The sequence below is a fragment of the Betaproteobacteria bacterium genome (assembly GCA_016194905.1).
GTDB lineage: Bacteria > Pseudomonadota > Gammaproteobacteria > Burkholderiales > JACQAP01 > JACQAP01.
In genome coordinates this window covers 24,400-36,084 of the sequence record JACQAP010000013.1, presented here as the reverse complement: position 1 = coordinate 36,084, position 11,685 = coordinate 24,400, and the positions used below count along the sequence as shown (strand labels likewise).

The following is an 11,685-nucleotide window of genomic DNA, read 5'->3' as shown; positions in this document are numbered from 1 at the left end:
ATGGATATGGCAGAACGCGGACAGATCGAGACCAGCGGATTGCGTGGCGAATTCAGGCGCAACGAGCCGATGCGCAGGCATGTGAGCTGGCGAGCCGGCGGGGTCGCCGATCGCACTTACGCGCCCGCAGATCTTGATGATCTTGGGGTATTTCTCAGCCGTCTCCCAGAACACGAACCGGTTCTCTTCGTCGGGCTTGGTAGCAATTTGCTGGTCCGGGATGGAGGTCTTCGCGGAACAGTCGTGTTTACGCATCGCGTCCTTGCGCGCTTCTTTCTGGAAGAAAGTCCCGGCTACGCCGAGATTTATGCGGAGGCGGGCGTCGCCAGTCCGAAAATCGCACGCTTTGCGTCAGTTCATAACCTCGAGGGCGCGGAGTTTCTCGCCGGCATTCCCGGCACCGTGGGGGGTGCACTGGCAATGAATGCCGGCTGCTATGGATCCGAAACCTGGAATGCGGTTGCGCGAGTGCGCACCATAGACCGCGCCGGCCGGCTGCAGATTCGCGAGCCTCACGAGTACACGGTCGGCTATCGCAGTGTCCTTCCGGTACAGGCCCACGACGAATTCTTCGTTGCCGTCTGGTTCCGTTTTGCACGAGGCAACGGCGGAAAGGCACGCCAGAAAATAAAGGATTTGTTGTCGAGGCGAATCGCCACGCAGCCGCTTGCCGAGTCCAACGCGGGCTCGGTATTCCGCAATCCGCCTGGCGACTACGCGGCGCGCCTGATTGAGGCAAGCGGTCTGAAAGGCAAGCGCATAGGCGGCGCGGAGGTTTCGACCGTGCACGCCAATTTCATCGTCAACAAAGGTGGGGCGAAGGCGCATGACATCGAAGAGCTGATTGTGCTCGTGCAGGAAACGGTAAAGCGCGAAGCGGATGTGATGCTGGAGCGCGAAGTGCGGATCGTGGGTGAAGCATGAAGGCGAAAGTATGAGCGGTAACCGGTTCGGGAAAGTGGCGGTACTCATGGGTGGCCGCTCCGCCGAGAGAGAGATATCGCTGCTGTCAGGCAACGCAGTGCTCGGCGCGTTGCACGAGCGCGGCGTGGATGCGCATGCCTTTGACCCGAAAGAGCGTGACATATCGGATCTCAAGCGTGAGAACTTCTACCGCGTGTTCATCGCGCTGCACGGTCGTTACGGAGAAGACGGTACCGTGCAAGGCGCGCTCGAACTGCTCGGGATCCCCTACACCGGAAGCGGAGTCATGGCGAGCGCTCTAGCGATGGACAAATGGCGCACCAAGCTGATGTGGCAGGCGGCCGGCATCCCGGTTCCGAAAGATGTGCTGGTGGATGCGGCGTCGGACTGGAATGCGATCGTGCGAACGCTGGGGCTGCCCCTGATCGTAAAGCCCGCACACGAAGGTTCGACGATCGGGCTAACCAAGGTTCGCACGGCAAATAAGTTGCCCGCGGCCTACGAGCTGGCCGCGCGCTACGACCGACTGGTGCTCGCGGAAGAATTCATCGACGGACAGGAGCTCACGGCGTCGATTCTGGGCGATGTCGCGTTGCCGCTGATCCGCATCGTGGCGCCGCAGGGGAACTACGACTACCAGAACAAGTATTTCACCGACGAGACGAAATACCACTGCCCCGCCGGAATTGATAGCGAAGCGGAGCGCAGCATCCGCGCGGTCGCACTGCGCGCGTTTCAGGTCCTGGGGTGCGAAGGTTGGGGCCGAGCCGACCTGATCATGCGAGCCGACCACACTTTCTCGTTTCTGGAGATGAACACGTCACCGGGAATGACCGGCCACAGCCTGGTGCCGATGGCCGCACGGCAGGCTGGGCTTGCCTTTCCCGATTTGGTCGTGCGAATTCTGGAGGGTGCTCATGTGGGATGACGCGGCGGCGATGAGGATGACCGCGAATCTGCTGTATGCGATTGCCGGGGTGCTCTTGCTGTATGGCACCGCGCACTACGTGGTTCACCTGCCGGTTTTTCCGCTGCGCGACATCCAGCTCACAGGCGACGTGGTGCATGTGACGCACGAACAAGTCGAAGCCGTCGTGACCAGAGAACTCCGCGGAAATTTCTTCACCATGGACCTCGCGCAGGCGCGCGCAGCTTTCGAAAAGCTGCCGTGGGTCCGTAAAGTCAATGTGCGACGGCAATGGCCGGACCGTCTGGAAGTCGCGGTCGAGGAGCACAGGCCTCTTGCGCGGTGGGGTTCTACCGCGCTGGTCAGCGCGCAAGGCGAGGTGTTCGAAGCCGCGACCAACACCACGTTGCCGGTGCTGCAGGGCCCGGAGGGCGCTGCGCCGGAAGTCGTCTCGCATTTTCAAGAGTTCGAGCGCGTGCTTGAGCCCATCGGCAGGCGCATTGTGCAGATAACGATGTCGGCTCGACGGGCCTGGGTGTTGAAACTCGACGACGGCACGGTGCTTGAACTCGGGCGCGACAATCTCGAGTCCAGACTTGCCGGGTTCGTCGCTGCATATGAACGTACTGTCGCGCGCTTGCCCAGGCCGTCGACTTACATCGACCTCCGCTACACGAACGGGTTCGCCGTGCGCAGCCCGGGATTGAAGTGGGACGGAAAAAAGACCTGAATGCGATCGATGAAACAGACATGGCGTTAAGCGGAAGAAAAGAAAGCAAGAATCTGATTGTCGGACTCGACATCGGCACGTCGAAGATTGCGGCCATCGTCGCCGAGATGAAGCCGGAAGGCGGCTTCGAGGTCATCGGAATGGGCAGTTCGCCATCGCGCGGATTGAAGAAGGGCGTGGTAGTCAATATCGAATCGACCGTCAATGCGATCCAGCGTGCGCTGGAGGAAGCGGAGTTGATGGCCGATTGCAAGATTCGTGACGTGTGGACCGGCATCGCCGGCAGCCACATCCGCAGTTTCAACTCCCATGGCATGGTTGCGATAAAGGATCGCGAAGTGGCGCAGAGCGACGTGGATCGCGTAGTGGAAACCGCCAAAGCGATCTCGATTCCGACCGACCAGCAGATCCTGCACGTACTGAACCAGGAATTCGTGATCGATGGCCAGGAAGATGTGCGCGAGCCGCTCGGCATGAGCGGGGTGCGTCTTGAAGTGAAGGTGCACATTGTCACCGGCGCCGTTTCGGCGGCGCAAAACATCATGAAGTGCGTGCGACGCTGCGGCCTGGAAGTCAACGATCTCATATTACAGCCTCTGGCATCAGCCATGGCGGTCCTCTCGGAAGACGAAAAGGACCTTGGCGTGTGCCTGGTCGACATCGGTGGTGGGACGTCGGACATTGCGGTTTTTACACAAGGCGCAATAAGGCATACCGCCGTGATCCCGATCGCGGGAGATCAGATTACGAACGACATTGCAATGGCGCTGCGCACGCCGACAAAAGAGGCCGAGGAGATCAAGCGTCGCTACGGGTGCGCGCTGCGTGAACTTGCGGACCCTCAGGAAATGGTCGAAGTGCCGGGAGTGGGAGAGCGCGGTTCCAAGAAGATGTCGCGTCAGACCCTGGGCGAAGTCATCGAGCCTCGCGTGGAAGAACTGTACTCCCTGGTCCAGGCCGAGCTTCGCCGCAGCGGCTTCGAGGAGCTGTTGTCTTCGGGCATCGTAATTACCGGCGGCAGCGCCGCGATGCAGGGAATGGTCGAATTGGGAGAGGAAGTGTTCCACATGCCCGTGCGACTGGGGCTTCCGAGTTACGCAGGTGGATTGTCGGAAGTCATCCGCAACCCGCGATATTCAACAGGCGTAGGGCTGTTGATGGCGGGATTCAGCCAGCATCAGCGGCAACAGATCGAAAAGATGCAGAGCGGATCTTTCAAGCAGATCGTCGGCCGCATGAGGAAATGGTTCGAGACCAATTTTTAGGAAGCGGTATTCAAGGGAGTTTGGTTTTTAACGGTTCATAACTATTTACACAGGAGGCGACTGATGTTCGAGATCGTGGATACACAACCTCAAGAAGCAGTGATCAAGGTAGTCGGTGTCGGCGGCTGCGGCGGCAATGCGGTCGATCATATGATCAACGAAGGCGTGGATGGCGTGGAGTTCATTTGCGCCAACACCGACTCGCAAGCGCTGAAGCGCAACAAGTCCAAAACGCTGTTGCAACTCGGACCGAATGTGACCAAAGGTCTGGGGGCGGGCGCGAACCCGGATATCGGTCGGGAAGCGGCGATGGAAGACCGTGAGCGCATCATCGAGTTGATAGAAGGTGCCGACATGTTGTTTCTTACGGCAGGCATGGGAGGCGGTACCGGTACCGGCGCTGCACCGATCGTTGCAGAGGCCGCACGCGAGCTTGGAATTTTGACTGTCGCAGTGGTGACCAAACCTTTTGCCTTCGAAGGCAAACGCCAGAAGATTGCTCAGCAGGGACTAGAGGAACTTTGCCGCCACGTCGATTCGCTGATCGTGATTCCGAACGACAAGCTGATGCAGGTTCTAGGCGAGGACGTCAGCATGCTCGACGCATTCAAGGCGGCAAACACCGTCTTGCACGGCGCCGTTGCCGGTATCGCCGAAGTGATCAAGTGCCCCGGCCTGGTCAATGTGGACTTTGCCGACGTGCGCACCGTGATGTCGGAGATGGGTATGGCGATGATGGGTTCGGCGGTGGCTGCGGGACTCGATCGGGCCCATTCCGCGGCCGAGCAGGCTGTGGCCAGTCCGTTGCTGGAAGATGTCAATCTTGCAGGAGCACGCGGTGTCCTTGTGAACATCACCGCCAGTTCCAGCCTCAAGATGAAAGAAGTGCATGAAGTGATGAATACCATCAAAGGTTTCACCGCTGAAGATGCGACCGTGATTGTCGGTACTGTGATCGATGAGGGAATGGAAGATCGTTTGCGAGTGACCATGGTGGCTACGGGTTTGGGTGGGGCGGTCAACCGTCATCAGCAAAAGCCGTTGACCATGGTGAAAACCGGGACCGATGCCACGTCTATCGATGTGAACTACGGGGATCTAGAAACTCCGGCAGTTATGCGCCGGCGCTCACGTGATGCCGCTGTCGAGGCGATGAAGCAGTCGGGGGTGGATATGCTCGACATCCCGGCGTTCTTGCGCAAACAGGCTGACTAGATTGAGGGAAGCCATACTGCTTGCTGCGTCACAGCAATCTTTTTGTGCTGGCGCAATACAATGCCTCTATGGTAATCTAATCAATCATTTATATTTAATTTAGAAAGCAGTAATGAGGGCTCAATTCCTTGCACTACCTGAGCGAATGACATGATCAAACAACGCACGCTGAAGAATATCGTTCGTGCCACCGGAGTAGGCCTGCATACCGGAGAGAAGGTCTATCTGACATTGCGTCCGGCGGCGCCGAACAGCGGCATCATTTTCCGGCGTGTGGATTTGAATCCTGTCGTGGACATCAAGGCCGATCCTTATGCTGTGGGCGATACGCGACTGTCGTCGTGTCTCGAACGGGATGGCGCGCGCGTGCAGACGGTAGAACATCTGATGTCGGCGCTGGCCGGACTTGGCATCGACAATGTCTACGTCGACTTGACCTCGGGTGAGGTTCCCATCATGGACGGCTCGGCGTCTCCTTTCGTATTCCTGTTGCAGTCGGCGGGTATCGAGGAGCAACCCGCTGCCAAGAAGTTCATCCGCATCAAGAAACCGGTCGAAGTAAAGCAGGGAGACAAGTGGGTCAAATTCGAGCCCTACAACGGGTTTCGCGTGGACTTCAGCATCGATTTCAGGCATCCGGTATTCGCGCATTCCAACAAGCGGGTGATTGTCGACTTCGAGCACACGTCGTATGTAAAAGAAGTGAGCCGGGCGAGAACTTTCGGATTCATGCAGGACGTCGAGAACATGCGTTCGCAGGGATTGGCCCTTGGCGGTAGCCTCGATAATGCGATCGTGATGGACGAGTACCGGGTGCTCAACGCGGACGGATTGCGTTACGAGGACGAATTCGTGAAGCATAAGGCACTGGATGCGATTGGCGACCTCTACCTGCTCGGACATCCGGTCATAGGCGCCTATTCAGCCTACAAGTCAGGCCACGCCCTCAACAACGGGTTATTGCGACAATTGATAGAAGACGCATCGTCCTGGGAGTTCGTCACTTTCCTCAAGCCAGAGGAGGCGCCCGCCTTCCTCAGGTTGCAAATGCAGACCGTTTGAGAAATCCGGTTCGAGCTAGTGCTGCGGTCATCCTTCTTGCTGCGCGAATCTGATCATATTGATATTTCTATCTTTATTGGCCCTGGAGCGGTTTGCGATCGCCATCTAAGCTATGAGCCCTGACGGCTAAGACGTTTTAGTGCCGACTTCAAAGGGGAAGCGTCTAGACGATCTGTTAGCGAGTCAATCACGTTGCGAGCCTCGATACTGAGGGAAATCTGTTTTTGTGGCAATGGGTTATCGCGGATACCTACTTGCACTTGTAGGCGAATTCCAGTAATCTCATATCCCCGCTGTCGCAAAGAGGTCAGCATTCGCGGGGTCATCTGCCTTAACTTGGCGGCGACCGGGCCGTTATCAGCGAACAGGTTCAATTCACCGGCATTCATCGAAGCCACAGTCACAAAAGGGGCCAGATTGTCGGGCAGTACTTTCGCCAAAATGCTTTGCAGGGCCACCAGTTGCCGAATTTCCCGATTAAGGGCCTGCAATTCAGGAAGTGTGTCGATTAGCAAGCCGACGCGTTTCTCGGACATAGGGCTGGTCAATACGAAGGTCTAGTAAGGGGGAACGGATGAATATTATTCTGGTTTCCAACAAATTGTCACAGGCGCGCAGCTTCACGCTGAGTACGCCCCAGGTTGTATTTCTGGGGTTGCTCATGTGCCTGATGATTGTATCCCTTGCCGTAATGCTCAACTATTTCTCGCTGCGCTATGCGGTGACCAATCAGAGCCCTTACCTCCAGTCGTTGCTGGAAGCAGTGCAGGCCGAACAAACGCGGAAGACTCAGTCGTATCTGCGTGAGAGCCTCAATACCATGGCGGCCAGGCTTGGCGAGATGCAAGCCAAGTTACTGCGCCTAGACACGCTTGGGGAGCGCCTGACAAAACTCGCGGGCATCAAGCCGCAAGAGTTCATGTTCGATCAGGTTCCGGGGCGGGGTGGTGCGGTTTCTTCGATTCCTCCCCAAGAGCTTTCAATGAGCGAACTGGTCGACAAGGTGGATCATCTTGCCATTCAGGTCGACGACCGCACCGACAAGCTTGGCGTGCTTGAATCGATGATGACATTATCTCACGCAAAAAAGCAGTTGCTGCCGACGCAACTGCCAGTGTCTACCGGATGGTACTCTTCCAATTTTGGGTGGCGTATCGATCCGTTCACCGGATGGAATGCGTTTCATGAAGGCATGGATTTCATGGCCGCAGAAGGTGCGGCGATCACCGCTGCCGCCGGAGGTGTAGTGGTCTACGCGGACCCTCATCCTCAGTATGGTAATATGATAGAGATAGATCATGGCAACGGCTTGATTACACGCTACGCTCACGCATCGAAGCTCATCGCGAAGGTCGGAGACGTGGTGCTGCGTGGTCAGAAGATTGCCGAGGTCGGTAACACTGGCCGTTCGACAGGGACGCATCTGCACTTCGAAGTGCGTCAATGGGGAGCGCCACAGAATCCCGCTCGCTTCCTTCAGGTGCCGGGCTGAACTGAAACATACTAGCATTCCAGCAGAGGGGTGGGGGCAGGCGTCCCCACCCCTCTTGCTTTAAGGACATCCAGAGCAATGATCAATAGTCTTCTAAAAAAAATATTCGGTAGTCGCAACGATCGTCTGTTGCGGATGTATTCGCATGCAGTGCATGCCATCAATGCGCTCGAGCCACAGATGCAAAAGCTGAGCGACACGGATTTGCGCGCACGCACGGAAGTCCTCCGGCAGCGCGCAAGCAACGGTCAAACGCTGGATGATCTGCTGGTCGACGCATTCGCAACCGTGCGGGAAGCCAGCCGGCGTGTTCTGAACATGCGTCATTTCGACGAGCAGCTGCTGGGCGGCCTTGCGCTCCATAACGGCAAAATCGCGGAAATGCGCACGGGAGAAGGAAAGACGCTCGTTGCCACGTTGCCGGCCTATCTGAACACGCTTGCAGAAAAGGGCGTGCATGTCGTGACGGTCAACGATTACCTCGCAAGTCGTGACGCGGAATGGATGGGGAGGTTATATCGTTTTCTCGGCTTGTCCGTTGGTGTGAACCTCTCGCAAATGGAGCATGGTCTGAAGCAGCAGGCCTATGCCGCCGACATCACTTACGGCACCAATAGCGAGTTCGGATTCGATTATTTGCGTGACAACATGGTGTTTCAGGCATCCGAACGTGTACAGCGTGGATTGTCTTTTGCGATCGTCGACGAGGTGGACTCGATTCTGATCGATGAGGCGAGAACACCGCTGATCATCTCCGGCCAAGCCGAAGACAGTACCGAACTGTACTACCGCATGAACGAAATCGTGCCGAACTTGACCCGCGTCAAAGAGGAAAATGGCCCGGGCGATTTCACCGTGGACGAAAAAGCCCACCAGGTGTTGCTCACGGAAGTCGGCCACGAGCGCGCCGAAGAACTGATGACTCGCGCCGGTTTATTGCCAGAAAACGGCAGCCTCTACGACGCGGCCAACATCAATCTGATGCATCACTTGTACGCGGCACTGCGCGCAAACTCACTGTTCCATCGCGACCAGCACTACGTGGCGCAAAATGATGAGATCGTCATTGTCGACGAATTTACCGGCCGTTTGACGCCTGGACGTCGTTGGTCGGATGGACTACACCAGGCGATAGAGGCCAAGGAAGGCGTGCGCATACAACGGGAAAATCAAACGTTAGCCTCGATTACCTACCAGAATTATTTCCGCATGTACCGCAAGCTTGCGGGAATGACCGGAACGGCGGATACCGAAGCCTACGAATTCCAGCAGATCTACGGGCTGGAAACAGTCATCATGCCGACACACATGCCGATGATCCGCGAAGACCGCCTCGATCAGGTCTACCGCACTGCGCAGGAGAAATACAACGCGGTGATCAACGACATCAGAGCTTGCCATCAGAGCGGCCAGCCGGTTCTGGTCGGCACGACTTCGATCGAGAATTCCGAGCTGCTGGCCAAGTTGCTTGAGAAAGAGAAGCTGGCGCATCAGGTTCTGAACGCGAAACAACACGCACGCGAGGCAGAGATTATTGCCCAGGCAGGCAGACCAAAAATGGTCACTATCGCGACGAACATGGCAGGTAGGGGTACCGACATTGTGCTGGGTGGAAATCCGGAGCCCGACATCAACAAGATCCGCAATGATTCGACCATTTCGGATCAGGACAAAGATGCGCGAGTGTCCGAGATGCGTGCCCAGTGGCAAAAGCTGCACGAGCAGGTCATTCGTGCGGGGGGGCTTCATATTGTCGGAACCGAACGCCACGAATCCCGGCGCGTCGATAACCAGTTGCGAGGCCGATCCGGGCGCCAAGGGGACCCGGGCTCGAGTCGTTTCTATCTTTCCCTCGAAGACCCATTGCTGCGCATTTTTGCCTCGGATCGCGTGGCAGCCATCATGGATCGCCTCAAGATGCCCGAGGGCGAGGCGATCGAGCACCCCTGGGTTACGCGTGCAATTGAGAACGCGCAGAGAAAAGTGGAAGCACGCAACTTCGATATCCGCAAGCAGTTGCTCGAATACGACGACGTCGCAAACGATCAGCGCAAGGTCATCTATCAGCAGCGCAACGAATTGCTGGAAGCGACGGATATCTCCGACACGATCCGCTCGATGCGCGAAGGAACGGTTGACGCGCTGACCTCGCAGCATATTCCGCTGGGCAGCGTCGAGGAGCAATGGGACGTGCCCGCCCTGGAGAAAACCCTTGCCGGTGAGTTCGGTCTGCGACTTCCACTTCAGGAGTGGCTCAAGCAGGAAGAGAATCTCGATGAGGAACATCTGCGTGCTCGCATCATCGAGACCGCTAATGCACATTACGAGGAAAAATTTTCCCGCGTGGATGATCAAAAAAGGGTGCGCGAATACGAGCGGGACATAATGCTCAATTTCCTCGACAGCCACTGGCGCGAGCATTTGGCGGCGCTCGATCATTTGCGGCAAGGCATTCATCTGCGCGGCTATGCACAGAAAAACCCGAAGCAGGAGTACAAGCGTGAAGCCTTCGAGTTGTTCTCGCTGATGCTGGATACCGTACGCACGGAAGTAACCCGTCAATTGATGATCGTGCAGATCCCCACGGCGGAAGAGGTGCAGGCGGTGGTCGAAAAGCAGCAACAGACGGAACTAAAAAATGTGCAGTATCACCAGAACACCGATCATGACGAAGCGCTCGAGAAGGCGAACGCCGATGTGAAAGTGCAGCCCTTCGTTCGCGGTCAGAAGGTAGGGCGTAACGATCCATGCCCCTGCGGTTCCGGGAAGAAATACAAACAATGCCACGGCAAGCTCGGCTGATTTCGGAGCCATACGCGCGGACACTACTTGCCTCATGAAAAGAAGCGCAGAGACTTTCGAATGGCGGTAAATCTCATAGCCCCCGATCCGTCCGCGCTGCTGGCGATCAAAGGAGTTCGACTCGGCGTAACCGAGGCCGGAGTAAGCAAAGCCGATCGCAAGGATTTGTTGCTGATGACGCTTGCGGCTGGAACGAGAGTCGCCGGCGTCTTTACACGTAACCGATTTTGCGCCGCGCCCGTTATCGTGGCCAAGGCGCATTTGCAGGGCGGCAGCATCCGCGCGCTGATAGTGAATACGGGTTGCGCCAATGCCGGCACCGGCGAAGATGGCTTTGCACGGGCAAAGCAGACATGCGCCGACGTGTCGAAGTTGCTCGATTGCGGACCGGAGCAGGTATTACCCTTTTCCACGGGCGTCATCATGGAACCGCTGCCGGTCGATCGCATTGCTGCCGGGCTGCCGCGTTGCATTGCCGGGCTCGGTGAAAACAACTGGGCTGACGCCGCGATCGCCATCATGACTACCGACACAATGGCAAAGGCGTGTTCCACGCGAGTCGACATCGGCGGCCATTCGATTGCAGTCACTGGTATCGCAAAGGGTTCGGGAATGATTCGTCCCAACATGGCGACGATGCTCGGATTCATCGCCACGGACGCGTTGGTGGAACAGAAGCTGCTGCAGCAAGCGACCACATATGCAGCAGACCGGACTTTCAACTGCGTGACCGTGGATGGCGACACTTCTACGAATGATGCCTTGATCGTAGCTGCCACCGGACAAGGCGGGGCTCCGGAAATCTCCAAATCTGACTCCGTTGAATTCAAGTTATTCCTCGACGCGGTAACCGAGGTTGCATCTGTACTTGCGCAAGCGCTCGTCCGAGATGGAGAGGGTGCGACCAAGTTTATTACCATCCACATCGAAGGAGGAATGAATGAAACCGAATGTCGGAAAGTCGGCTATGCCATCGCCCATTCGCCTCTGGTCAAAACGGCATTCTTTGCTTCCGACCCGAATCTCGGGCGCATTCTTGCGGCTATTGGCTATGCCGGGATCGATGACCTCGACGTTTCGAAAGTGGACCTCCATCTTGGCGATGTAATGGTGGCGAAGTCCGGAGGACGCGCCCCAAGCTACCGCGAGGAAGACGGCCAGCGCGTGATGAAGCAGGATGAGATCACCGTACGGGTAGGATTGAACCGCGGCGCTTCATCCGGCACGGTCTGGACCTGCGATCTTTCCCATGACTATGTGAGTATCAACGCCGATTATCGCAGTTAAC

The 11,685-nt window shown here is 57.1% G+C and carries 10 protein-coding genes; 9 read left to right on the top strand and 1 reads right to left on the bottom strand.

From position 1 onward, the window contains the following. From murB to HY067_07585, 6 genes are all read left to right on the top strand, one after another. Positions 1-924, top strand: a complete 924-nt coding sequence (murB, locus tag HY067_07610; protein MBI3527820.1) for a UDP-N-acetylmuramate dehydrogenase — start codon at positions 1-3, stop codon at positions 922-924. Between the two features lie 10 nt (positions 925-934). Beyond that, positions 935-1,852, top strand: a complete 918-nt coding sequence (locus HY067_07605; GenBank protein MBI3527819.1) for a D-alanine--D-alanine ligase — start codon at positions 935-937, stop codon at positions 1,850-1,852. Then, on the top strand, positions 1,842-2,561 hold the full coding sequence (locus HY067_07600; GenBank protein MBI3527818.1) for a cell division protein FtsQ/DivIB: 720 nt from the start codon (positions 1,842-1,844) through the stop codon (positions 2,559-2,561). The genes HY067_07605 and HY067_07600 overlap by 11 nt, the downstream gene beginning before the upstream one ends. 20 nt (positions 2,562-2,581) lie before the next feature. Then, positions 2,582-3,826: a cell division protein FtsA gene (ftsA, locus tag HY067_07595; protein MBI3527817.1), complete on the top strand. Its 1,245-nt coding sequence runs from the start codon at positions 2,582-2,584 to the stop codon at positions 3,824-3,826. Positions 3,827-3,889: 63 nt separating this feature from the next. Continuing rightward, a complete protein-coding gene (ftsZ, locus tag HY067_07590) occupies positions 3,890-5,041 on the top strand; it encodes a cell division protein FtsZ (GenBank protein ID MBI3527816.1) in 1,152 nt (383 codons plus the stop codon). A 150-nt stretch (positions 5,042-5,191) separates the two neighbouring features. After that, positions 5,192-6,103: a UDP-3-O-acyl-N-acetylglucosamine deacetylase gene (locus tag HY067_07585; GenBank protein MBI3527815.1), complete on the top strand. Its 912-nt coding sequence runs from the start codon at positions 5,192-5,194 to the stop codon at positions 6,101-6,103. A 110-nt stretch (positions 6,104-6,213) separates the two neighbouring features. On the opposite strand, the gene HY067_07580 is transcribed toward HY067_07585, so the two are convergent. Further along, positions 6,214-6,639, bottom strand: coding sequence for a DUF721 domain-containing protein (locus HY067_07580; GenBank protein ID MBI3527814.1), 426 nt, complete (start codon positions 6,637-6,639; stop codon positions 6,214-6,216). Between the two features lie 38 nt (positions 6,640-6,677). Here HY067_07580 and HY067_07575 point away from each other — a divergent pair, with 38 nt between their 5' ends. From HY067_07575 to argJ, 3 genes are all read left to right on the top strand, one after another. Then, on the top strand, positions 6,678-7,595 hold the full coding sequence (locus HY067_07575; GenBank protein ID MBI3527813.1) for a M23 family metallopeptidase: 918 nt from the start codon (positions 6,678-6,680) through the stop codon (positions 7,593-7,595). A gap of 78 nt (positions 7,596-7,673) precedes the next feature. Continuing rightward, on the top strand, positions 7,674-10,397 hold the full coding sequence (secA, locus tag HY067_07570) for a preprotein translocase subunit SecA (GenBank protein MBI3527812.1): 2,724 nt from the start codon (positions 7,674-7,676) through the stop codon (positions 10,395-10,397). A 60-nt stretch (positions 10,398-10,457) separates the two neighbouring features. Next, positions 10,458-11,684, top strand: a complete 1,227-nt coding sequence (gene argJ / locus HY067_07565) for a bifunctional glutamate N-acetyltransferase/amino-acid acetyltransferase ArgJ (GenBank protein ID MBI3527811.1) — start codon at positions 10,458-10,460, stop codon at positions 11,682-11,684. Position 11,685 lies beyond the last annotated feature (1 nt).